This is a genomic window from Phaeovulum sp. W22_SRMD_FR3 (assembly GCF_052113705.1).
In the GTDB taxonomy this organism is placed as follows: Bacteria; Pseudomonadota; Alphaproteobacteria; order Rhodobacterales; family Rhodobacteraceae; genus JBGQOG01.
Genome location: NZ_JBGQOG010000008.1, coordinates 139,760 through 161,760, shown reverse-complemented (window position 1 = coordinate 161,760; position 22,001 = coordinate 139,760). Strand labels below are relative to the sequence as shown.

The 22,001-nt window shown below is 65.6% G+C and carries 20 protein-coding genes; 13 read left to right on the top strand and 7 right to left on the bottom strand.

Annotated elements, in window-relative coordinates:
• Positions 1-10 precede the first annotated feature (10 nt).
• The 6 genes from ACEN2S_RS12700 to ACEN2S_RS12675 all read right to left on the bottom strand — a co-directional run bounded on the left by ACEN2S_RS12700 (position 11) and on the right by ACEN2S_RS12675 (position 4,694).
• A complete protein-coding gene (locus tag ACEN2S_RS12700) occupies positions 11-808 on the bottom strand; it encodes a transporter substrate-binding domain-containing protein (protein ID WP_441866529.1) in 798 nt (265 codons plus the stop codon).
• Positions 809-829: 21 nt separating this feature from the next.
• Positions 830-1,486, bottom strand: coding sequence for an amino acid ABC transporter permease (locus ACEN2S_RS12695; RefSeq protein WP_441866528.1), 657 nt, complete (start codon positions 1,484-1,486; stop codon positions 830-832).
• A gap of 1 nt (position 1,487) precedes the next feature.
• Complete coding sequence (locus ACEN2S_RS12690; RefSeq protein ID WP_441866527.1) at positions 1,488-2,156, bottom strand: amino acid ABC transporter permease; 669 nt, start codon at positions 2,154-2,156, stop codon at positions 1,488-1,490.
• Positions 2,157-2,224: 68 nt separating this feature from the next.
• Complete coding sequence (locus ACEN2S_RS12685) at positions 2,225-3,238, bottom strand: LacI family DNA-binding transcriptional regulator (protein WP_441866526.1); 1,014 nt, start codon at positions 3,236-3,238, stop codon at positions 2,225-2,227.
• 255 nt (positions 3,239-3,493) lie between these two features.
• Positions 3,494-3,877 (bottom strand): Rid family detoxifying hydrolase, encoded by a 384-nt coding sequence (locus ACEN2S_RS12680; RefSeq protein WP_441866525.1) that lies wholly within the window; start codon positions 3,875-3,877, stop codon positions 3,494-3,496.
• 178 nt (positions 3,878-4,055) lie between these two features.
• The gene (locus ACEN2S_RS12675) at positions 4,056-4,694 is read right to left on the bottom strand and encodes a TetR/AcrR family transcriptional regulator (protein WP_441866524.1); all 639 of its coding nucleotides are present in this window, start codon (positions 4,692-4,694) and stop codon (positions 4,056-4,058) included.
• 137 nt (positions 4,695-4,831) lie between these two features.
• On the opposite strand from ACEN2S_RS12675, the gene ACEN2S_RS12670 reads away from it, so the two are divergent.
• From ACEN2S_RS12670 to ACEN2S_RS12610, 13 genes are all read left to right on the top strand, one after another.
• On the top strand, positions 4,832-6,127 hold the full coding sequence (locus ACEN2S_RS12670; protein ID WP_441866523.1) for an efflux RND transporter periplasmic adaptor subunit: 1,296 nt from the start codon (positions 4,832-4,834) through the stop codon (positions 6,125-6,127).
• Positions 6,128-6,133: 6 nt separating this feature from the next.
• Positions 6,134-9,244 (top strand): efflux RND transporter permease subunit, encoded by a 3,111-nt coding sequence (locus ACEN2S_RS12665; RefSeq protein ID WP_441866522.1) that lies wholly within the window; start codon positions 6,134-6,136, stop codon positions 9,242-9,244.
• Complete coding sequence (locus ACEN2S_RS12660; protein ID WP_441866521.1) at positions 9,241-10,614, top strand: efflux transporter outer membrane subunit; 1,374 nt, start codon at positions 9,241-9,243, stop codon at positions 10,612-10,614. The genes ACEN2S_RS12665 and ACEN2S_RS12660 overlap by 4 nt, the downstream gene beginning before the upstream one ends.
• A 135-nt stretch (positions 10,615-10,749) precedes the next feature.
• Positions 10,750-11,445 (top strand): helix-turn-helix domain-containing protein, encoded by a 696-nt coding sequence (locus ACEN2S_RS12655; RefSeq protein ID WP_441866520.1) that lies wholly within the window; start codon positions 10,750-10,752, stop codon positions 11,443-11,445.
• A gap of 171 nt (positions 11,446-11,616) precedes the next feature.
• Positions 11,617-12,504 (top strand): class II glutamine amidotransferase, encoded by an 888-nt coding sequence (locus ACEN2S_RS12650; RefSeq protein ID WP_441866519.1) that lies wholly within the window; start codon positions 11,617-11,619, stop codon positions 12,502-12,504.
• Between the two features lies 1 nt (position 12,505).
• The gene (locus ACEN2S_RS12645; protein ID WP_441866518.1) at positions 12,506-13,189 is read left to right on the top strand and encodes a protein GlxC; all 684 of its coding nucleotides are present in this window, start codon (positions 12,506-12,508) and stop codon (positions 13,187-13,189) included.
• A gap of 10 nt (positions 13,190-13,199) precedes the next feature.
• Positions 13,200-14,531 (top strand): FMN-binding glutamate synthase family protein, encoded by a 1,332-nt coding sequence (locus ACEN2S_RS12640; RefSeq protein WP_441866517.1) that lies wholly within the window; start codon positions 13,200-13,202, stop codon positions 14,529-14,531.
• 102 nt (positions 14,532-14,633) lie between these two features.
• Positions 14,634-15,935: a type III glutamate--ammonia ligase gene (gene glnT, locus ACEN2S_RS12635; RefSeq protein ID WP_441866516.1), complete on the top strand. Its 1,302-nt coding sequence runs from the start codon at positions 14,634-14,636 to the stop codon at positions 15,933-15,935.
• 85 nt (positions 15,936-16,020) lie between these two features.
• Positions 16,021-17,106: a bifunctional DNA-binding transcriptional regulator/O6-methylguanine-DNA methyltransferase Ada gene (gene ada / locus ACEN2S_RS12630; RefSeq protein ID WP_441866515.1), complete on the top strand. Its 1,086-nt coding sequence runs from the start codon at positions 16,021-16,023 to the stop codon at positions 17,104-17,106.
• A 77-nt stretch (positions 17,107-17,183) separates the two neighbouring features.
• The gene (locus tag ACEN2S_RS12625) at positions 17,184-18,032 is read left to right on the top strand and encodes an alpha/beta hydrolase (RefSeq protein ID WP_441866514.1); all 849 of its coding nucleotides are present in this window, start codon (positions 17,184-17,186) and stop codon (positions 18,030-18,032) included.
• A gap of 127 nt (positions 18,033-18,159) precedes the next feature.
• The gene (locus tag ACEN2S_RS12620) at positions 18,160-19,329 is read left to right on the top strand and encodes an isochorismate synthase (RefSeq protein WP_441866513.1); all 1,170 of its coding nucleotides are present in this window, start codon (positions 18,160-18,162) and stop codon (positions 19,327-19,329) included.
• A 16-nt stretch (positions 19,330-19,345) separates the two neighbouring features.
• The gene (locus ACEN2S_RS12615) at positions 19,346-19,993 is read left to right on the top strand and encodes an isochorismatase family protein (RefSeq protein ID WP_441866512.1); all 648 of its coding nucleotides are present in this window, start codon (positions 19,346-19,348) and stop codon (positions 19,991-19,993) included.
• Positions 19,990-20,742, top strand: coding sequence for a 2,3-dihydro-2,3-dihydroxybenzoate dehydrogenase (locus tag ACEN2S_RS12610; RefSeq protein WP_441866511.1), 753 nt, complete (start codon positions 19,990-19,992; stop codon positions 20,740-20,742). Before ACEN2S_RS12615 ends, ACEN2S_RS12610 begins: the two co-directional genes overlap by 4 nt.
• Before the next feature lie 55 nt (positions 20,743-20,797).
• On the opposite strand, the gene pcaF is transcribed toward ACEN2S_RS12610, so the two are convergent.
• Positions 20,798-22,000, bottom strand: coding sequence for a 3-oxoadipyl-CoA thiolase (pcaF, locus tag ACEN2S_RS12605; protein WP_441866510.1), 1,203 nt, complete (start codon positions 21,998-22,000; stop codon positions 20,798-20,800).
• Position 22,001: the final 1 nt, after the last annotated feature.

Here is a 22,001-nt window from a genome sequence, read left to right as displayed (position 1 = left end):
GGCGCAGGTCTTACTTGGCGTTTTTGACGAAATCGGGCAGCGGCTCAGCCAGCCATTTCTGGTGGATGGTGTCGAGCGTGCCATCGGTCTTGGCCTGATCCACAAAGGCGTTGATCTTTTCGAGCAAAGGATCCGAGCCCGGCGCCACTGCGATGCCCTGCACCTGGCTGGAGAGGTCGAATTTCTTGTTGAAACGGTCGCCCGCCATGCCGGAGATTTGCGAGAAGACCACGTTGGAGAGGCCGATCATCTGCACCTGCCCCGACATCAGCGCCTGCACGGCGCTGGCGTCATCGTCAAAACGGCGAATGTCGGTGCCCTCGGGCGCCACTTTCGTCACGCCGGTATCCTGCGTCGAGGCGCGGGCAACGGCGACCGACTGGCCCGCCAGCCCGGCGGCATCCGTCACATCCGACCCGCTGGCGCCGTAAACCGCGATGCTGATCCCGGCATAGGGATGCGAGAAATTGACCTTTTCGGCACGCTCTGCAGTGATCCCCAGCGAGGCGACCAGCACATCAACCTGCCCCGACAGCAGATAGGGAATGCGGTTCGGGCCGGTCACCGGCACGATTTCCGGCGTGACCCCCAGATAGGCGGCCAGCGCCTTGGCGACATCGGCGTCATAGCCGTCGGGGTTGCCCGCGGTGTCCTGAATGCCGAAGGGCGGAAAATCGACCAGCATGCCGATCTTGACGGTGCCCGCCTTTTCGATGGCGGCCAGATCGGCGGCAAGCGACGGCCCGGCAAAGCCCAAAGCCAGCGCACTGGCGGCCAGGGTGGTGAACAAACGGCGGTTCAGTTTCATGGTTTCCTCCTCCTTGAAATTTCAGCGCGTGATGGCGCGGCGCATGCGGGCTTCCATGTAGCGGGCCAGCAAAGACAGCGGCCAACAGACGATGAAATAGAGAGCGGCGACGGTTCCAAAGACCAGGAACGGCTTGAAGGTCGCGTTGTTGATGATCTGCCCGGCGCGGGTCAGCTCGGTAAAGCCGATGATCGAGGCAAGCGAGGTGCCCTTGATCAGCTGTACCAGAAAACCAACCGTCGGCGCGATGGCCAGCCGCAGCGCCTGCGGCAGCACCACATAGCGCATCCGGCTGTTGTACGAGAGGGCGAGCGCCGTCGCCGCCTCGGACTGGCCAGAGGGAACCGCCTCAATCGCGCCGCGCCAGATCTCGCCCAGATAGGCGCTGGCGTGCAGCGTCAGCGCAACGGCTGCCGCCAAAAGAGGGTTGATCGGCAGGCCCACGACGGCGAGACCGAAATAGACCAGAAACAGCTGCATCAGAAGCGGTGTGCCCTGAAAAACCTGAATGAACCCGGCCGCCGCGCGCCGCAGCCCCGCCGAGCCCGAGGTGCGTGACAGCGCGATCACCAGCCCGCCAAGGGCACCCCCGGCAAAGGCGATGACCGACAGGATCAGCGTCCAGCGCACGGCCATGGCGATGAACATTACGTCTGTGGCGGAAAATTCACGGATCATGTCAGCGGCTCGCAGGATAGGTGAAGAAGGCGCGACGGATCGCGGCGAACATCATCGAAAAGCCGAAGGCCAGCACGAAATACATCACCGTCAGCACCAGATAGATCTCAAAGCTGGCGAAGGTGCGCGCGTTCAGATCCGCGCCCGCCGAGGCCAGATCATTGGCCGAAATCACCGAGACCACGCTGGAGGTCAGCATGAGATAGATGAACTGGCTGGTGAGCGAGGGGTAGATGTTGCGCAGCGCCGGTTTGATGATGACATAAAGGAAAATCTGCACCGGATTGAGGGCCAGCGCGCGGCCCGCTTCGATCTGCCCGCGCGGGATGGATTCGATGCCCGCCCGGATGATCTCGGTCCCATAGGCGCCGACATTCACCACCAGCGCCACCAGCGCCGCGGTGTTGGGCGACATCACGATGCCCACCGCCGGCAGCCCGAAGAAGATAAAGAAGATCTGCACCAGAAAGGGCGTGTTGCGGATGATCTCGACATAGGCATCCACCAGCCAGCGCAGCGGCCGGATGCCCGACGTTTTCGCGACCGCACCAAGAACCGAGACCACCAGCCCCATCGCCATCGCCATCAGCGACAGACGAACGGTCAGCCAGGCGCCGTAGACCAGCAGATCAAGATTCTCAAATACCGGCTGAAAGCTGAAACTATACATCTGCCCTCCCCTGCGGATGTGTCGATTCCTCTAATTTAGAACGATCTAAAACGAGAACCGCAAAAGAGTCAACAGATCACCCGCGAGCTGCTTTCGCGGACCACCAGCCGCGGCGCCTCAATAGACCGCTCCACCCCCGCATCGGCACAGGACAGCCGCCGCACCAAAAGGCGCGCGGCAGCAGCGCCAATCCGTTCGGGTGCCATCGCCACGCTCGACAACGGCGGATAGGTCAGCTGCGCCAGCGGCAGGTCATCCAGCCCGACCACGGCAATGTCACGCCCCGGCTCATAGCCCGCGCGGCGCAGGCCCAGCATCAGACCGGCCGCCAATATGTCGTTAAAGCACAAAACCGCCGTCGGTTTGCTCTTGAGCGCCAGGACCTTGGCCGCCGAAAGCTCGGCCCCCTCCCAGGTCAGTTCGGCCTCGATGATCCCGGCGTCCTCCGCACCGGTCAAATCCAGCGCGCGCGCAAAGCCCTGCAGCCGCTCTTCGCGCGCCGAGGTCAGGGCCGCCACCGACAAAAAGGCGATCCGGCGATGACCGGCAGCAACCAGATGCTGCACGGCCATCCGCACGCCCTCGATATAATCGGCCCCGGCATAATCGGTCACGTCGCGGCCAACCTCGCGCAAGGACTGCACCACCGGCAGGCCCCATTGGCGCAAGCGCGTCAGAAGGCCGGGATCTGTGCCCTCGGCGGGGCACAAGATCACCCCGTCGACGCCATGGCCGCGAAACCGTTGCAAGATCACATCCTGCCGCGCCAGATCGTCGTGGCTGTTGGCCATCAGCACCACGCGGTCATCTTCGCCCATCACCCGCTCTGCACCCGAAAGGAATTCGGTGAAGAAGGAGTTCACGAGGTTGGGCACGATGACACCGATGGTCTGGCTGCTATTGTTGCGCAAACGCGCGGCCCCGATGTCGCGGACATAGTCCAGATCGGCCATCACCTGCTCGACCTTCTCCCGGGTATGACTCGCAACCAGAGGCGATTTGCGCACAACGAGCGACACCGTCGCGCGGGACACTCCCGCAACCCGCGCCACCTCTCCCAGTGTAACCTTGCTGCGCTTCATAGGCTCGCCCTCCCCCGTGATCTGCCCCCGATTCAGGGCTGATACGGAGCCTACAGAACAAAGTCACATCGAAAACCGGGAAATGCCCTGCCACGGCAGGTTTTGACCGCTGCGCAACGCCGCCGCGAACAGCCCAAACGACAACGCTCCGCGCGCAGGGCCGCCGGAGGGAGAAGGGGCCTCAGCCCAGAGGGGCTCTGGCGAGGTTTGCCAGTGGGCGACGGGCGGCGAAGCTGCCGACCGCCGCCGCTGCGATCAGTCGTCCGACAACGCGATGACCGCATCAATCTCGATCTGCGCATCCTTCGGCAAAGCCGAGACCTCAAAGGTCGCGCGCGCGGGGAAAGGCGCACGGAAGGCAGCGCCGTAGGCGGCGTTGATATCGGCAAATTTTGACAGGTCGCGCACGAGCACCGTGGTTTTGATCGTCCGCGAAATGTCGGTGCCCGCCGCGGTGGCGATGGCGGCAATATTGGCCAGGCATTGCTTGGTCTGCTCGACCACATCATCCGAATTGAAGGCGCCGGTTGCCGGGTCAATCGGGATCTGTCCCGAGACGAACAAGAGGCCACCATGGATGATGGCCTGCGAATAGGGGCCGATGGCGGCGGGGGCGGTATCGGTGCTGATGACTTTCATCGGATGTCCTTTGTGGCAGAGATCGGCCTGCGCGGGCCGCACAGGCCGCCCATTGGCCCCATCTTGCCCCCAAAGGTCAAGCCGCCGGACCGGGGAAGGCGCACCGCCGCTGTGCGTTTTACCTACCGCCGGTGCAAGAATTTCCGAACCATCGCGACGGAAGCCCCCGCCCCTGACGTTAGGACCCCATGCCCTCCCCGAACAAGGCCGCCCCGTGACGCAACCGCTGCAACATGTCCCGCACCGAGACCGCAATGCTGGCAGCCTCGCCACAGGACCAGCGCTCAATCGACAGGCGGACCGTGTCCAGCAGCATCAGCGCACAAAGCTGCAGCGTGGCCGGATCTTCGGCGGTCAGACGCTGCTGCAGGATATCGGTAAGTTTCACCCGCAGCGCCAGCAACGACGTTTCCTTCAAAACCAGCAACTTGGGGTTCTGCTCGGCCAGAATCCGAATCCCGGCAAAAAGATCCCGGTCTGCCTCCAGCTGCGCCAGATGGTCCACCAGCAGCACCTCCAGATCCTCCATCAGCGGCCCGGTCCCCTGGGCGAACACCCTGACCGCCGCCGGATCGAACTCCGGCGGATCGCACCAGACCGCCTGCTCTTTATAGGCGTAATAGTTGAAAAAGGTGCGCGGACTGATCCCCGCCTCGGCGCTGATCATTTCAATCGTCACATGATCAAGCCCATGCGCGCAGCCCAGCCGTACGGTGGCCAGCTGAATGACCCGCGCCGTCTCGCGCCGCCGCCGTTCGCGCAGCGACGACGAAGGCGCAGCAGGTGACGACGAAGCTGCAGCAGGTGACAGTGTCATTGGCTCCCCCCAACTTCAAAAATAATTGCAGCATGTGCAATATTTGCGTAAAGCGTAGACAACCTCCTGTCAAGATTCGCGCCCTCCCCCTTGCCTGCGCGGACCGACCCGGGACCAAAGGATTTAGGAAACACAGCATGATGGCCTCGACAATCAACGAAAAGCGGTCCGCAAAGCAGCCGGTGCCCGGCGCGCCCGCCACCCGCGGCCGGGCGCGCCGGGCCGGGATCGGGGCCGTGATTCTCCTGACGGGCATCTGGGCCGCCAACGCCGGCTGGACACAGGGCGCTCCCATGGGCAAGGGCGCCAGAGGGCCGGCGCAGGTCGGTGTCATCGAGATGCAGCCGCAAAGCGTGCCGCTGAAGCAGACGCTGCCGGGCCGCGCGGTGGCCTATGAACAGGCCGCCATTCGCCCGCGTGTGAGCGGCATGGTGTCGGAAATTCTCTACACCCCCGGCCAGCCCCTGCCGAAGGGCACGCCGATGTTCCGCCTGGATGCCGACAGCTACGAGGCGACGGTGGCCGCCGATCAGGCGGCGCTGGCGCAGGCCGAAGCCGCCCTGCCCGCCGCCGAGGCCGCGCTGGCCCGGGCCGAGCAGTTGCGTGGCTCGGGCATCACCGCCGCCGATGTGGAATCGGCGCAGGTGACGCTGGCGCAGGCGCAGGCCTCGGTGCAAAGCGCACAGGCCGCGTTGAAACTGGCGCAGACGCAGCTCTCCTGGACCACCATCACCTCGCCCATCGACGGGGTGGCCGATGTGGCCGCAGTTTCGGTCGGTGATCTCGTCACCGCAGCGCAGACCGATGCGCTGACCACGGTGACGCGGCTGGACCCGATCTACGTCGACATGATCGAACCCAGCGCGCATATTCTGGCCGTGCGCGACCAGATCGAGAGTGGCGCGCTGACCCGCTCGGCCGAGCTGGAGGCCACGCTGGTGCTGGAGAACGGCGAGACGCTGAAAAGCGCGGGCAAGCTGATCGCCCCCGGGTTCACCGTCTCGACCACCACCGGCACCGTCGGGCTGCGCTTTCAGTTCGACAATCCGGATTTGCGCATCCTGCCGGGCACTTTCGTGCGCGGCGAGGTGGTGCTGGGCACCATCGACGCCTATCTGGTGCCGCAACGCGCCACCACCCGCGCGCGTGACGGCTCGCTGACCGCCTGGTTTGCCGGGGCCGACAACAAGGCCGCAAAACATACGCTGATCACCTCGGGCACCAACAGCAATGCCTGGATCGTCACCGAGGGGGTCTCGGCGGGCGACAGGCTGATCGTCGACGGGATCTCGTCGCTGACCGAAGGCGCTGAGGTGGCCCCGGTCGCGGTGACGATCAATGCACTGGGTGTCGTGGTGGACACGCCCGCCACCGATGCGGCCCCCGATGGCGCTGCGACGCCGGGTGCCGCTGCGCCCGCGGCCTCGGAGTAACCGCGGATGGCACATTTCTTCATTCGTCGCCCGGTCTTTGCCTGGGTGCTGGCCATCATCGTCATGCTGGGCGGGGCCATGGGCCTAAACACGCTGGCGATCTCGCAATACCCGGAAATCGCACCGACAACGGTGCGGATCAGCGCCAAATATCCCGGCGCTTCGGCGGAAGCGGTCGAAAACTCGGTGACCACGGTGATCGAGGACGGGCTGACCGGCCTTGATGGCATGATCTATATGGAATCAAGTTCCAGCACCGGCTCTGCCTCGGTCTCGCTGACCTTTGACGATGCGACCGATCCGGACATGGCGCAGGTGCAGGTGCAGAACAAACTGCAGCTGATCACCTCGCAGCTTCCCGATACCGTTCAGGATCAGGGGGTGAATGTCTCGCGCTCGACCTCGTCGATCCTGATGGTGGGGGCGCTGGTCTCGAAAGACGGCAGCTACACGTCGCTGCAGCTCGGCGATCTGATGGCGCAAAGCATCGAGGATCCGGTGCAGCGGACCACCGGCGTCGGCTCGATCAACGCTTTCGGCTCGGGTTATGCGATGCGGATCTGGCTGGATCCGATGAAGCTCTATCAATACAACCTCACGCCCGCCGATGTGACCACCGCTGTCGCCGCGCAGAACACCACGGTGACGGTGGGCAGCCTTGGCAACCAGCCGGTGGTCGAGGGGCAGCAGCTGAACGTGACGCTGACCGCGCAATCGCAGCTGTCGACGGTGGAGGAGTTTGAGCGGATCCTGCTCACCACCGACAGCAACGGCGCCACCGTTTTTCTGGGCGATGTGGCGCGGATCGAGATCGGGCAGGAAAGCTACGGCTCAAACTCGCGCTACAACGGCATGCCCGCGGCGGGCTTTGGCATCAACCTTGCCACGGGCGCCAATGCGGTGGACACGGCCGCCGCCGTGCGCGCGGTGCTGGACCGCATCGCCCCCTCGCTGCCCACGGGCGTTGAGATTGCCTATCCCTATGACACCTCGCCCTTTGTCGAGGAATCCATCAATCAGGTCTATCACACGCTGGCCGAGGCGGTGGCGCTCGTCTTTCTGGTGATCCTGGTGTTCCTGCAAAGCTGGCGCGCGACGCTGATCCCGACGATTGCGGTGCCGGTGGTGCTTCTGGGCACCTTTGGGGTGCTGGCGGTGACCGGCTATTCGATCAACACGCTGACGATGTTCGCGATGGTTCTGGCCATTGGCTTGCTCGTGGATGATGCCATCGTCGTGGTGGAAAACGTCGAGCGGGTGATGGAGGAAGAGGGCCTCGGCCCGCGCGAGGCGACCGAAAAGTCGATGCATCAGATCACCGGCGCGCTGGTCGGGATTGCCCTGGTGCTCTCGGCGGTGTTTCTGCCGATGGCGTTTTTTGGCGGCTCGACCGGGGTGATCTACCGGCAATTCTCGGTCACCATCATCTCGGCGATGATGCTGTCGATGCTGGTGGCGCTGATCCTGACGCCCGCCATGTGCGCGAGCCTTCTGAAAAAGCCGAGCCATGGCGGCGGCATCGCGCCCGCCCGCTGGTTCAACCGCAACTTTGACCGCGCCACCCATGGCTATGGCAGCGTGGTGGGCCGCCTCTTGCGGCGTCCGTTCCGGATGATCGTGCTGCTGGTCGCGCTCAGCTTTGGCGCGGGCTGGCTCTATCAACAGCTGCCCACCTCATTCCTGCCGCAGGAAGATCAGGGCGTGCTGATGTCGATGGTGCAGCTGGATGAAGGTGCCACCACCGCGCAGACCGAAGCCGTGGTGAAAGAGATGGAGGCCTATCTGCTGAACGACGAAAAGGCGACGGTCTCATCGGTCTTTGGCGCGATGGGCTTCAGCTTTGGCGCCTCGGGGCAGAACACCGCCATGCTGTTCATCAAGCTCAAGCCGTTTGAGGAGCGCGAAGGGCTGACGGCCGCCGCGCTGCTGGGGCGCGCCAATGCGAAATTCGGGGCCAACCGCGCCGGGCGCATCATCTTCATGCAGCCGCCCGCGATTCAGGGGCTGGGCAATTCGCAGGGCTTCACCATGTATCTGGTGGATCAGGGCGGCAATGGACAGGAAGCGCTGAGCGCCGCCGCCGACACGCTGGTGGCCAATGCCACCGCCGATGGCCGCGTCACCCAGCTGCGCGGCAATGATGCGGCGTTCAAAAGCTCGCTCCGCCTCGACATCGACCAGCAAAAGGCCGGCGCCTTCGGGCTGAGCCTGTCGGAGGTGAACTCCATGCTCTCGGTGATCTTCTCGGGCCGGAGCGTGAATGATTTCACCCTGGGGGCCGAGTTGCGCCCGGTGATCGTGCAGGGGGATGCGAATTACCGGATGCAGCCCGATGACGTGAACCGCTGGTACGCGCGCAATGGGGGCGGCGAGATGGTGCCCTTTACCAGCTTTATGAGCCAGGTCTGGGATGAGGTGCCGTCAAAACTGGCCCGCTACGGCGGCACACAGGCGCTGCAAATTTCGGGCGCGGCGGCGGCGGGCATCAGCTCGGGGGATGCGATGGATGCGATGGATCAGCTGACGGCGGAATTGCCCGGCGGCTACAGCACGGCCTGGACCGGGCTGTCCTATCAGGAACGTCTCTCGGGCAATCAGGCGCCGCTGCTCTATGCCCTCTCGGCGCTGGTGGTCTTCCTCTGCCTCGCCGCGCTCTACGAAAGCTGGTCGGTGCCCTTCTCGGTGATGCTGGCCGTGCCGGTGGGCGTGCTGGGCGCGCTGGCGGCGGCCAAGCTCTTTGGCCAGTCGAATGACGTCTATTTCAAGGTGGGTCTTTTGACCACAATCGGGCTTGCGGCCAAGAACGCCATCCTGATCGTGGAATTCGCAAAAGGCCTGCAAGCACAGGGAATGCCGCTGCTGGAGGCCACGAATATGGCAGCACGGCAACGGTTGCGGCCAATTCTGATGACTTCCCTAGCGTTCATGCTGGGTGTTTTGCCTCTGGCCCTTGCATCAGGGGCGGGTGCTGCGGCACAAAAGGCTATTGGGATTGGTGTACTCGGCGGCATGATGGCCGCGACAGCTATCGGCATCTTCATGGTGCCCGCTTTTTATGTGGTGGTGATCAACCTGGTCACCCGTTCCTCGAGCAGTAAAAACAAGGTGACGCAATGAACCTCACTTCTTCCCTGCCCCGCGTCGCGGCGCTTCTCCTGTGCAGCGTGGCAGCTGGCTGCGCGGTCGGGCCGAATTACACCGCGCCAACGACCGCCGTGCCCGCGACCTTCGTGGAAGGCGACGGCAGCAGCCTTGGTGTCGTGGCAAACCGCGCCTGGTGGCAGGACTTCCGCGACCCGATGCTGAACACGCTGGTGGCACGCGGGCTGGCGCAAAACCTTGACGTGATGGCCGCGAATGAGCGGATCAACGCAGCCGAGGCGGCATTGCGTCAAACCGGGCTGAACGCCCAGCTGTCGGGCGGCGCAAGCGCCGAGCGCACCCGGTCCAGCAATGACGCGCGGATCGTGTCGAACAATGGCGCGGCCTCTCTCAGCGCCAATTATGTCTTCGACCTCTTCGGCGGTGTGCGCCGGGGACAAGAAGCGGCCACGGCCGGCTATGTCGGCGCGCAGGACAATGCCGAAGCCACCCGTCTCGCCTGGCTGGCCGAGATCGTCTCGGCCTATACGCAGGCGCGCTATTATCAGGAAGCAATCGCGCTGACCCGCGCGACCATCACCGCCCGCGCCAAGACCACCGAGATCAGTCAGGCCAAGCTGCAACTGGGCGACAGCACCGAGCTGGACAGCGCGCAAGCCGAAGCGCTGCTCGCCACCGCGCAGGCCAGCCTGCCGCTGCTGGAAGCCGGGTTCAACGCGCAGGTCTATGCGATGGCAACGCTTCTGAACGAGCCTGCAGGCCCGCTCTTGTCGCAGATGCAGCGCGGGGCCCGTCAGCCTTCGCCGCCCGCAGGGTCGCGCACCGGGATCCCGGCCGATCTGCTGCGCAACCGTCCTGACATCCGCAGCGCCGAGCAAAGCTATAAGGCCGCCGTGGCCAATGTCGGGGTGGCCGAGGCTGCCATGTACCCCTCGCTGACCATTTCGGGCAGCATTTCCGACAACAACAGCGCCCAGGGCTGGAGCTTTGGCCCACAGATCTCCTTGCCGCTGCTGAACCAGGGTGCCCTGTCGGCCAACCGCGATGCCAAGATCTCGGCGGCGAAACTGGCCGAGATTTCGTGGCGCGCCGCTGTGTCTTCGGCGGTTGAGGATGTGCAGACGGCGCAGACCTATGTGACGCGCTATCGCCGCAACGTCTATTCGCTGCAAAAGGCCGCAGATGCCTATAACCGTTCGGTCGGTCTGGCGCGCACCAGCTATGAAGCCGGTGCCACCTCGCTGCTCGATCTGCTCGACGCCGACCGCTCGGCCTCCTCGGCACAGCTCAGCGTCGCGGCGGGCCGCCGCGATCTGGCGCTGCAATGGGCCAGCCTGCAAATCGCGACGGGTGCCGGTGCCACCGTCGGCGCTGCGCCGAAGTAAGCCACACCAAGGGGCGCGCGGATCATCTGCGCGCCCCCGCCCTTCCCTGTCTGTCCCGCGCCGCAGCACCGGCAGCCGCTGGACAAGGCCCGCGCAACGGGCTCCAATGCGGGACATCCCCCAGAGCGAGCCCCGATGAGCGCGAACACCCCCAAAGACACGCCCGCCCCCCTGCCCCGCCCGGCCCCCGAGCCGCGGGCGAAGCCGGAGCCGACCCTGACTCAGGACCCGCATCTGCCCAAGGGCCGCCGCGAGAAGAACCTTGAGCTGGCGATTGGCCGCGAAGTGCGCGAGTTGCGCAAACGCCAGCGGATGACCGTGGCGGAATTTGCGGTGCAGACCGGGCTGTCGGTGGGGATGCTGTCGAAAATCGAGAATGGGGTGATCTCGCCGTCGCTCGCCACCATCCAGACCCTGGCCCATGCGCTGCGCGTGCCGCTGGTGACGCTGTTTGGCAGTTATGAGGAACCGCGCGGCGCGATGCATGTCAAAGCCGGGCATGGGGTGGAGATCGAGCGCGCCGGCACCCGCTCGGGTCATCAATACAATCTGCTGGGGCATATCGGCTCCAACAATTCCGGGGTGGTGGTCGAACCCTATCTGATCACCCTTTCCAGCGCCGCGGATGTCTTCCCCACCTTTCAGCATGCGGGGATCGAGCTTCTCTATATGCTCGACGGTGTCGTCGATTACCGCCACGGCGATGAGATCTACCGGCTGGAGCCGGGCGACAGCCTGTTTTTTGACGCCGATGCGCCGCATGGGCCGGAGGGGCTGATCCAGTTGCCCGCCCGCTATCTCTCGGTGATTTCCTATCCGCAGGGTAAATAGCCCGCATCCCGCTTAGAAAATCAGCAGTGGCGCCCGTTTGGCGGGCGTTTCCGCATATCCGCAACAATTTTCTTCTAAGGAATATTTTTTACTTATCAGGCAAACGCACCGCCTGTTACGCTGAGATCAGCGGGGCGACTCACCGGCGCCCCTCCGATACGGAGAACGAAGATGTGCGGCATCGTTGGCCTGTTCCTGAAAAAGGAAGACCTGCGCCCCCGGCTGGGCGACCTGCTTACCGATATGTTGATCACCATGACCGACCGCGGCCCTGACAGCGCGGGCATCGCGATCTACGGCACCGAAACCGGGGGGCTGAAAATGACCCTGCAATCGGACACGCCGGACGCGACCTTTGCCGGTCTGGAGAGCGCGCTGTCCGCCGCGATTGGCGGGCCGGTGACGCTGAAGCGGATCGACACCCATGCGGTTCTGCACCTGCCCGCGGGCAGCGAAGCGCTGGCCCGCGCCTATCTGAGCGAGAAAGGCATTCGCGTCATGGGCGCTGGCGAAGCGATGGAGATCTTTAAAGAGGTTGGCCTGCCGAAAGAGGTGGCCGAGCGTTTCGGCATCCGGGCGATGGGCGGCAGCCACGGCATCGGCCACACCCGCATGGCCACGGAATCGGCGGTCACCACCCTCGGGGCGCATCCGTTCTCGACCGGGGCGGATCAATGCCTCGTGCACAACGGCTCGCTCTCGAACCATAATGCGATGCGCCGGGTCCTGACCCAAAAGGGCTTTGCGCCGAAAACCCAGAACGATACCGAAGTGGCCGCCTGCTACATCTCCTCGCGTCTGGCCGAGGGGGCCAATCTGGGCACCGCGCTGGAAGGCACGCTGGAGGATCTCGACGGGTTCTTCACCTTCGTGGTCGGCACGAAAAACGGCTTTGGCGTCGTGCGCGACCCCATCGCCTGCAAACCCGCCGTCATGGCCGAAACCGATGATTATGTGGCCTTCGGCTCGGAATACCGCGCCTTGGCCAATCTGCCGGGGATTGAGACCGCCCGCATCTGGGAACCCGAACCCGCCACCGTCTATTTCTGGGAGCGTTGAGATGCAAACCATCGACATGGCAGACACCGCCCTGCGCGAGTTGAACGCCGCCTTGCAGGCACAGGCGGGCAGCACCAACCAGACCGCCTGGGAAATCCTGAACCCAAAAGGCGCGCATGCGCTGGCCGTCGGCCTTGATGCGCCGATCGAGGTGACCGTGCGCGGCTCGACCGGCTATTATTGTGCCGGGATGAACCAGCAGGCGACGGTCACCGTGACCGGCTCGGCCGGGCCGGGCGTGGCCGAGAACATGATGTCGGGCACCGTCATCATCGAGGGCGACGCCAGCCAATATGCGGGTGCCACCGGGCAAGGCGGCCTTCTCGTCATCAAGGGCAATGCCGCCTCGCGCTGCGGGATCTCGATGAAGGGGATCAACATCGTCGTGCATGGCAACATCGGCCATATGTCGGCCTTTATGGCGCAATCGGGCAATCTGGTGGTGCTGGGCGATGCGGGCGATGCTTTGGGCGACAGCCTCTATGAGGCGCGCCTTTTCGTGCGGGGCGGCGTGAAGTCGCTAGGTGCCGATTGCATCGAAAAAGAGATGCGCCCCGAACATCTGGAGATCCTGCGCGACCTACTGGCGCGCGCCGGTGCCGATGCCAGACCCGAAGAGTTCCGCCGCTATGGATCGGCCCGCACGCTCTACAATTTCCACGTCGACAATGCTGCCGCCTATTGAGGAGCGCGTGATGACCGAAGCCAAAATTCCGCAAACCCTGCCGCGCCAATCCGCGACCTTCTCGCAGGATGTCAACGCCGAGATCCGCCGCGCAGCGGCCACCGGCATCTATGATATCCGTGGCGGGGGCGCCAAACGCCGGGTGCCGCATTTCGATGACCTGTTGTTCCTCGGCGCCTCAATCAGCCGCTATCCGCTGGAAGGTTACCGCGAGAAATGTGCGACCAATGTCACTCTTGGCACGCGTTTTGCCAAAAAGCCGATTGAGCTGGCGATTCCGATCACCATCGCCGGGATGAGCTTTGGCGCCCTCTCGGGCCCGGCGAAAGAGGCATTGGGGCGCGGCGCTACGCTGGCGGGCACCTCAACCACCACCGGCGACGGCGGCATGACCGAGGAAGAGCGCGGACATTCCAAGACCCTGATCTATCAGTATCTCCCCTCGCGCTACGGGATGAACCCCAACGACCTGCGCCGCGCCGATGCGATTGAAATCGTGGTCGGCCAGGGTGCGAAACCCGGTGGCGGCGGCATGCTCTTGGGCCAGAAGATCACCCAGCGGGTTGCCAATATGCGCAATCTTCCCGTCGGGATCGACCAGCGCTCGGCCTGCCGTCACCCAGATTGGACGGGGCCGGATGATCTGGAGATCAAGATCCTCGAGCTGCGCGAGATCACCGGATGGGAGAAGCCGATCTTTGTCAAAGTCGGCGGCGCGCGTCCCTATTACGACACCGCGCTGGCGGTGAAGGCGGGGGCCGATGTCGTGGTGCTCGACGGGATGCAGGGCGGCACTGCCGCCACGCAGGATGTGTTCATCGAGAATGTCGGCCTGCCGACGCTGGCCTGTATCCGCCCCGCCGTGCAGGCGCTGCAGGATCTGGGCATGCACCGCAAGGTGCAGCTGATCGTCTCGGGCGGCATCCGCACCGGCGCCGATGTGGCCAAGGCGCTGGCACTGGGGGCGGATGCGGTCTCGATCGGCACCGCCGCACTGGTCGCCCTGGGCGACAACGACCCGCGGTGGGAGGCGGAGTATAACAAGCTCGGCACCACCGCCGGCGCCTATGACGACTGGCACGAAGGCCGTGACCCGGCGGGCATCACCACGCAGGACCCCGAGCTGATGAAACGGCTCGACCCGATCGAGGCGGGCCGCCGTTTGCGCAACTACCTCGCGGTGATGACGCTGGAGGCGCAAACCATCGCCCGCGCCTGCGGCAAAAGCCATGTGCATAACCTGGAACCGGAAGACCTCTGCGCGCTGACCCTCGAAGCCTCGGCGATGGCCGGTGTTCCCCTCGCGGGCACCAGCTGGATCCCCGGACAGGGCAGCTTCTGATCCCCCCGATGCCGCGCCCTCCCCGCGCGGCATTTTCCATCCCACAGCGACGGGAGGGGGCACGTACTCCCCCCGCGACCTCCTGCAACAGGGACCGAACCGATGACTGATCTGACCGCCTTTGCCCGCGAAAAGGGCATCAAATATTTCATGGTCTCCTATACCGACCTCTTCGGCGGTCAGCGGGCCAAGCTGGTGCCCGCGCAAGCGATTGCCGACATGCAGCAGGACGGCGCGGGCTTTGCCGGTTTCGCCACCTGGCTGGATCTGACGCCCGCGCATCCCGACATGCTGGCGATGCCCGATGCCAGCGCCGCCATTCAGCTGCCGTGGAAGAAAGACGTGGCCTGGGTCGCCTCAAACTGCGTGATGGAAGGGGCCGAGCTGGCGCAGGCGCCGCGCAATGTGCTGGGGCGGCTGGTGGCCGAGGCCGCCGAGATGGGGCTGACGGTGAAAACCGGGGTGGAGCCGGAGTTCTTTCTGCTCAGCGCCGATGGCAGCGAAATCTCCGATCCCTACGATACCGCCGTGAAGCCCTGCTATGACCAGCAGGCGGTGATGCGCCGCTATGATGTGATCGCGGAGATCTGCGATTACATGCTCGACATGGGCTGGGAGCCCTATCAGAACGACCACGAGGACGCCGTGGGCCAGTTCGAGATGAACTGGAAATACGACACCGCGATGGCGACGGCGGACAAGCATTCCTTCTTCAAATTCATGGTGAAATCGGTCGCGGAAAAGCATGGCCTGCGCGCCACCTTCATGCCGAAACCCTTCATGGGCCTGACCGGCAACGGCTGCCACGCGCATATCTCGGTCTGGGATGCGGCGGGCAAGAACGCCTTTTCCGACCCCACGCAAGAGCTGAGCCTCTCGACCGAGGGGCGGCATTTCCTCGGCGGCATCATGAAGCACGCCTCGGCTTTGGCGCTGGTCACCAATCCCACGGTCAACAGCTACAAGCGGATCAACGCACCGCGCACGGTCTCGGGGGCGACCTGGGCACCGAATACCGTCACCTGGACCGGCAACAACCGTACGCATATGGTGCGCGTTCCGGGCCCGGGCCGGTTTGAACTGCGCCTGCCGGACGGGGCGGTGAACCCCTATCTTCTGCAGGCGGTGATCATTGCCGCCGGGCTCTCAGGGCTGAAGGCGAAGGCCGATCCCGGCCCGCGCCATGACATCGACATGTATCAGCAGGGCCATCTGATCACCGATGCGCCGAAACTGCCGCTGAACCTGCTGGATGCCATCCGCGCCTATGATGCGGATGAAGGGCTGAAAACAGCGATGGGGGCCGAGTTCTCCTCGGCCTATATCAAGCTGAAACAGCAGGAATGGGTCGCCTATACCTCGCATCTGTCGTCATGGGAGCGCGAGACCACGCTCGACATCTGAGCCGGGTCGAGAATTCGACCGCAAAGAACGGGGTGCGGCAGCGGTGAAATCCGGGCAGACTGGGGCAAAGAGACCGGAGCCCGCCATGACTGATCCCGCCGCCCTTGCCGCCCCTGCCGAAAACCCCCTGTCCCGCGATCCGCGCTGGCAGGCTGTTGCCGCGCGCGATGCCCGTGCCGATGGGCAGTTCGTCTATGCGGTGCTCTCGACCGGCGTCTATTGCCGCCCCTCCTGCCCCTCGCGCCCCGCCCGGCCCGAGAACCTGCGGTTTTTTGACACCAGTGCGGCGGCGACGGCAGCGGGTTTTCGCGCCTGCCTGCGCTGCACGCCGGATGGCCCCGGCCCGCAAGAACGGCTGACCACCCGCGTAACCGAAGCCTGCCGCCGGATCGAGGCGGCGGAAAGCCTGCCCCAGCTGGCGGATCTGGCGGCGGCGGCGGGGGTCAGCCCCGCGCATTTTCACCGGCAATTCAAGGCGATCACCGGGCTGACGCCGCGCGGCTACGGGCTTGCCCACCGCGCCAAGCGCCTGCGCAGTGAACTCAGCGATCCGGCGGCCAGCGTCACCGAGGCCATCTACGAAGCGGGCTACAATGCCAGCAGCCGCTATTACGAAAGCGCCGATGCCGTGCTCGGCATGACCGCGACCCGCTACCGCAAGGGCGGCGCGGGAACCCGGATCCATTTTGCCATTGGCGCCTCTTCCCTCGGGGCGATTCTGGTGGCGCGCAGCCCGCGCGGGGTCTGCGCGATCCTGCTCGATGATGACCCTGACTTTCTGCTGCGCGATCTGCAGGACCGGTTTCCCGCCGCCGAGCTGATCGGCGATGACGCAGGCTTTGCCGATCTGATCGCCCGCGTTCTCGGCTTTATCGAGGCGCCACAACGCGGGCTGGATCTGCCGCTTGATCTGCAAGGCACGGTGTTTCAGCAGCGCGTCTGGCAAGCACTGCGGGAGATTCCCGTGGGCGAGACCACCAGCTACGCCGAGATTGCCGCGCGGATCGGCGCACCCAAGGCGGTGCGGGCGGTGGCGGGGGCCTGCGCGGCCAACAAGATCGCGCTGGCGGTGCCCTGCCACCGGGTTGTGCGCCAGGACGGCACCCTGTCGGGCTATCGCTGGGGCATCGCGCGCAAGTCCACGCTGTTGCAGCGCGAGGCCGGGGCATAGTCCGGACCCTTCGGGCGGCATTTGCAGCCCCGCCTGATTGCTGGCAGGTTGGCCCCGGATCAGCCTGAGGAGCCGCGATGATCACCGACTGGGACGAAGCCTACAAAAACGGAGCCTATATCGCCGACGGTGATCTCTATCCCGCGCGATGGGCCGCGGCGGCGGCCGCTTTTCGCGCGGCAACGCTTGCGCAGGGCCGGGCGCGGCTGGATCTGCCCTATGGCCCCGACCCGCGCCACCGTGCCGATCTGTTTTTGCCCGCCGGGCCCTCGCTTGGCCTCGCGGTGTTTGTCCATGGCGGGTACTGGCTCGAAACCGACAAATCCATTTGGTCGCATCTGGCGGCAGGGGCGCTGGCCCGCGGCTGGAGCGTGCTGCTCCCCAGCTATCGGCTGGCCCCGCAGGTGCGGATCCCCGAGATCACCCGTGACGTTGCCGGGGCCATCGCCTTTGGCGCCGGTCTTGTCGCAGGCCCGATCTGTCTGGCCGGGCATTCCGCGGGCGGGCACCTGGTCAGCCGGATGCTCTGCGCCGACAGCCCCCTGCCCCCGGCCGTGGCAGACCGCCTGCGCCGCGTGCTCTCCATCAGCGGGCTGCATGATCTGCGACCCTTGCAACACACCAGCATGTGCGCGGCACTGCAACTCGACGGCCCCGACGCGGCAGCCGAAAGCCCGGCACTCCTCCTGCCCAAACCGGGTGCACGGCTGCAGCTTGCCGTGGGGGCCGATGAGCGGCCCGAATTCCTGCGGCAATCCGCGCTTCTCGCCAACATCTGGTACGGTCTGGGGGCCGAGACGGCGCTGCAGACGATTCCCGGTCGCCATCACTATGACATCTGCGACGGGTTGACCGATCCGGACAGCCTGCTCACAGAAAGCCTTGTGGGCGGGAACGGCGCAGAGGGTTTGCAAAAAGGCCCCTGAGGTCAGCGACTTGGCATGTTACAGGAATTTGATAGAAACAGTCAGGTATAAAATTGACTGTTTTACTAAGCTTTGGTAGGGGTCCGCATCGGCCCCTGCCAAAGGGGGCCTGCACGCCGGAGGCCCCATGTCCTTGCACGCCCCTTTCCCGCCGATCACCCAGCCCGAGGCGCTGTTTGACGACCCCTCGGGGCATTTGCACGGCACCGGATTGCGGGCGGGATTGCCCCGGGGGCCTCTGGCCACGCTGGCCGAACGCGTCGCCCGGTTTTACGCGGGCGAGGGGGCGGGCGGCGGGCGTCTGGTCGGGGCGATTCCTTTTGACCGGCACGCCGAGGACAGCCTGTTTCAGCCCGCCCAGTGGCAGGATCTGACGGATGCGGCCGTGGGCGTCAACGCGGCGGGGCCGCTGACCATCGGTGCCTGCCGGATGGCGCCCAACCCGGTGCCCTCGGGCTTTTGCAGCGCTGTGGACGCGGGGCTGACCCGGATCGCCGCAGGCACGCTCGACAAGATCGTGCTGTCCCGGCGGCTGGACCTGATGGCCGCCGAGCAGATTGACCCCACCGCCTTGCTGCTGGCGCTGCGCCGTGACCCGATGGCGATGGTGTTTTCCGTCTCGCTGCCGGACCGGGTGGCGGGGCAACCGCGGCGCCTGGTGGGGGCGACACCCGAACTGCTGGTGGAGCGGCGCGGGCGTCAGGTCCGCTCGCATCCGCTGGCGGGATCGGCACCACGGCAGGCCGACCCGCTGGCCGACCGCGCGGTGAGCGCGCGGCTGATGCAATCGGCCAAAGACGCCTATGAGCACAAGATCGCAGCCGAGGCCGTGCTCGACAGCCTTGCCCCCTTCTGCGCGCGCCTCGCGGCACCCGAGGGCATGGCGCTGCACGGCACGGCGACGATGTGGCATCTGGGCACGCGGATCGAGGGGGACCTCAGGGACCCCGACACCCCGGTGGCCGAGCTTCTGGCGGTTCTGCACCCCACCCCCGCCGTCTGCGGCCAGCCGCGCGCCGCCGCCGCACAGGCGATTGCCGAGATCGAGGGCTATGACCGCGATTTTTACGCCGGGGCCGTTGGCTGGACCGATGCTGCGGGCGATGGTACCTGGCATGTGGCGCTCCGCTGCGCGGAAATCGACGGCAATGCCGCCCGGCTCTATGCCGGGGTGGGGGTGGTCGATGGCTCGCGCGCCGAAGATGAGCTGGCGGAAACCTCTGCCAAATTTCGCACTGTCCTCAATGCCTTCGGGCTGAACGAAGCGGGGCAACCCCTCGCCCCCGCTGCCTCCTGAACGAAAGGTCCCGCCGATGGCCGGTTTGCCCAAAATCCCGCCCTATGATCTGCCCCGCGCCGAGGATTTGCCGGAACCCCGCGCGCCCTGGACGCTCCGCGCGCCGCGCGCAGCCCTCCTCGTGCATGACATGCAGGCCTATTTCACTGGCGCTTTCACCCCGGAGGCGAGCCCCCTGACCCCCGCCATCGCCCATATTGCCGCGCTGATCGCGGCGGCGCGGGCGGCGGATGTGCCGGTGTTTTACACCGCGCAGAACGGCAATCAGGACCGGCGCGACCGGGGCTTGCAGGCCGATCTCTGGGGGCCGGGCATGTCCGCCGATCCGGCACATCAGGCGATCATCCCCGAACTCGCCCCCTCCCCCGCCGATTTCGTACTGGTGAAACACCGCTACAGCGCCTTTCAGCGCGCGAACCTTGCCGATCTGATGCGGGTGCGCGGGCGCGATCAGCTGATCATCACCGGCATTTACGCGCATATCGGCTGCATGATGACCGCCGCCGAAGCCTTTCAGCGCGATATTGAGCCGTTCTTTGTCGCCGATGCGCTGGCCGATTTCAGCCGGGCCGAGCATGACATGGCAATCAATTGGGTGGCAGGGCGCTGTGGCGTGCCGATGGTGACGGCGGATGTGCTGGCCACGCTGGGGGCCGCGCAATGAAGCTGACCGGATTTGAGGGCAAGATCGCGCTGGTCACCGGGGCGGCGGGCGGCATCGGCCTTGCAGCGGTGAAAATGCTGCAAGAGGCGGGCGCGCAGGTGGTGGCCACCGACCATCTGCTGCCGGAAATCCCCGGCGTTTATTGCGCGGCGCTGGACGTGCGGGATTCGGCAGCCGTTGACGCCTTCGTGGCGCGGATTGAAGCCGAGACGGGCCCGATCGACCTCGGCCTGTCGCTGGCGGGGGTTCTGGCGACCGGGCTGGTCACCGAAACCTCGGATGAGGCTTGGCGGCAGGTGTTTTCGGTGAATGCCGACGGGGTTTTTCACATCACGCGGGCGCTGGCCCGGGTGATGGGGCGGCGACGCCGCGGGGCGATGGTCGTGGTCAGCTCCAATGCCGCAGGCATTCCCCGTCACGGGATGGCGGCCTATGCCGCCTCAAAAGCCGCCGCGACGATGTACGTCCGCAGCCTCGGGCTGGAACTGGCCCCGCTTGGCATCCGCTGCAACATCCTCGCCCCCGGCTCGACGCTGACGCCGATGCAGACGGGGATGTGGGCCGATGCGCACGGCGCTGAACGGATCATCGCGGGCACGCTCGAGACCTATCGCACGGGGATTCCGCTGCAAAAGCTGGCAACGCCCGAGGATGTGGCGGCGGCGGCGATGTTCATGCTCTCGGATCAGGCGGGGCATATCACCATGGCCGATCTCTACATCGACGGCGGCGCTACCCTGCGCGGATAAAAACAGCGCCGGAGGTTTCCCCCCCGGCGCTTTTCATTTTCGCACGACCGAAACTTCAGACGCGCTCCAGCGCCACGGCAATCCCCTGCCCCACGCCAATGCACATGGTGGCCAGCGCCCGGCGGCCGCCGGTGTTGCGCAGCTCCAGCGCCGCCGAGCCCGCGATCCGCGCGCCGGACATGCCCAGGGGATGCCCCAAGGCAATCGCGCCGCCGTTCGGGTTCACCCGCGCATCATCATCGGCGATGCCCAGATCGCGGAGCGTCGCCAGGCCCTGGCTCGCAAAGGCCTCATTCAGCTCGATCACGTCGAAATCGGCCGCCGTCAGCCCCAGCCGCGCCATCAGCTTTTTCGAGGCGGGCGCCGGGCCAAAGCCCATGATCCGCGGCGCCACCCCGGCGGTCGCCCCGCCGAGCACCCGCACGATCGGCGTCAGCCCGTATTTCCGCGCGGCCTCCGCCGAGGCCACGATCAGCGCCGCCGCCCCATCGTTCACGCCGCTCGCATTGCCCGCCGTGACCGAGCCGCCCTTGCGGAAGGGCGCTTTCAGCCCCGCCAGAGCCTCGAGCGTCGTCGCGCGCGGATGCTCGTCGCGGTCGACGATCTTCGGATCGCCCTTGCGCTGCGGAATGCTGACCGGGGTGATTTCCAGCGCCAAACGGCCATTGGCCTGCGCCGCCGCGGCCTTGTCTTGCGAGCGCAGCGCGAAAGCGTCCTGATCTGCGCGGCTGATGGCGAAATCCTCGGCCACATTCTCGGCGGTTTCGGGCATGGAATCGACGCCATATTGCGCCTGCATCACCGGGTTGACGAAACGCCAACCGATGGTGGTGTCATGGATCTCGGCGGCGCGGGAATAGGCGCTTTCGGCTTTCGGCATCACAAACGGCGCGCGGCTCATGCTTTCGACGCCGCCCGCGATGATCAGCTCGGCCTCGCCCGCTTTGATCGCGCGGGCCGCAGTGATCAGCGCATCCATCCCCGAACCACAGAGCCGGTTCATCGTGGTGCCCGGCACCTCGACCGGCAGCCCGGCCAAGAGCGACGACATCCGCGCGACGTTGCGGTTGTCTTCGCCCGCCTGATTGGCGCAGCCAAAGATCACCTCATCCACCGCGGCCCAATCGAGATTCGGGTTGCGCGCCATCAGCGCGCGCAGCGGGATCGCCCCCAGATCATCGGCCCGGACCGAGGCCAGAGCGCCGCCGAAACGGCCAATCGGCGTGCGGATATAGTCGCAGATGTAAACCTCGGTCATG

What these genes read in the sequence shown, in the direction of transcription:
- ACEN2S_RS12700 (WP_441866529.1), bottom strand. Translation starts at nt 808, where the DNA reads ATGAAACTGAACCGCCGTTTGTTCACCACCCTGGCCGCCAGTGCGCTG.
- ACEN2S_RS12695 (WP_441866528.1), bottom strand. Translation starts at nt 1,486, where the DNA reads ATGATCCGTGAATTTTCCGCCACAGACGTAATGTTCATCGCCATGGCC.
- ACEN2S_RS12690 (WP_441866527.1), bottom strand. Translation starts at nt 2,156, where the DNA reads ATGTATAGTTTCAGCTTTCAGCCGGTATTTGAGAATCTTGATCTGCTG.
- ACEN2S_RS12685 (WP_441866526.1), bottom strand. Translation starts at nt 3,238, where the DNA reads ATGAAGCGCAGCAAGGTTACACTGGGAGAGGTGGCGCGGGTTGCGGGA.
- ACEN2S_RS12680 (WP_441866525.1), bottom strand. Translation starts at nt 3,877, where the DNA reads ATGAAAGTCATCAGCACCGATACCGCCCCCGCCGCCATCGGCCCCTAT.
- ACEN2S_RS12675 (WP_441866524.1), bottom strand. Translation starts at nt 4,694, where the DNA reads ATGACACTGTCACCTGCTGCAGCTTCGTCGTCACCTGCTGCGCCTTCG.
- ACEN2S_RS12670 (WP_441866523.1), top strand. Translation starts at nt 4,832, where the DNA reads ATGATGGCCTCGACAATCAACGAAAAGCGGTCCGCAAAGCAGCCGGTG.
- ACEN2S_RS12665 (WP_441866522.1), top strand. Translation starts at nt 6,134, where the DNA reads ATGGCACATTTCTTCATTCGTCGCCCGGTCTTTGCCTGGGTGCTGGCC.
- ACEN2S_RS12660 (WP_441866521.1), top strand. Translation starts at nt 9,241, where the DNA reads ATGAACCTCACTTCTTCCCTGCCCCGCGTCGCGGCGCTTCTCCTGTGC.
- ACEN2S_RS12655 (WP_441866520.1), top strand. Translation starts at nt 10,750, where the DNA reads ATGAGCGCGAACACCCCCAAAGACACGCCCGCCCCCCTGCCCCGCCCG.
- ACEN2S_RS12650 (WP_441866519.1), top strand. Translation starts at nt 11,617, where the DNA reads ATGTGCGGCATCGTTGGCCTGTTCCTGAAAAAGGAAGACCTGCGCCCC.
- ACEN2S_RS12645 (WP_441866518.1), top strand. Translation starts at nt 12,506, where the DNA reads ATGCAAACCATCGACATGGCAGACACCGCCCTGCGCGAGTTGAACGCC.
- ACEN2S_RS12640 (WP_441866517.1), top strand. Translation starts at nt 13,200, where the DNA reads ATGACCGAAGCCAAAATTCCGCAAACCCTGCCGCGCCAATCCGCGACC.
- glnT (WP_441866516.1), top strand. Translation starts at nt 14,634, where the DNA reads ATGACTGATCTGACCGCCTTTGCCCGCGAAAAGGGCATCAAATATTTC.
- ada (WP_441866515.1), top strand. Translation starts at nt 16,021, where the DNA reads ATGACTGATCCCGCCGCCCTTGCCGCCCCTGCCGAAAACCCCCTGTCC.
- ACEN2S_RS12625 (WP_441866514.1), top strand. Translation starts at nt 17,184, where the DNA reads ATGATCACCGACTGGGACGAAGCCTACAAAAACGGAGCCTATATCGCC.
- ACEN2S_RS12620 (WP_441866513.1), top strand. Translation starts at nt 18,160, where the DNA reads ATGTCCTTGCACGCCCCTTTCCCGCCGATCACCCAGCCCGAGGCGCTG.
- ACEN2S_RS12615 (WP_441866512.1), top strand. Translation starts at nt 19,346, where the DNA reads ATGGCCGGTTTGCCCAAAATCCCGCCCTATGATCTGCCCCGCGCCGAG.
- ACEN2S_RS12610 (WP_441866511.1), top strand. Translation starts at nt 19,990, where the DNA reads ATGAAGCTGACCGGATTTGAGGGCAAGATCGCGCTGGTCACCGGGGCG.
- pcaF (WP_441866510.1), bottom strand. Translation starts at nt 22,000, where the DNA reads ATGACCGAGGTTTACATCTGCGACTATATCCGCACGCCGATTGGCCGT.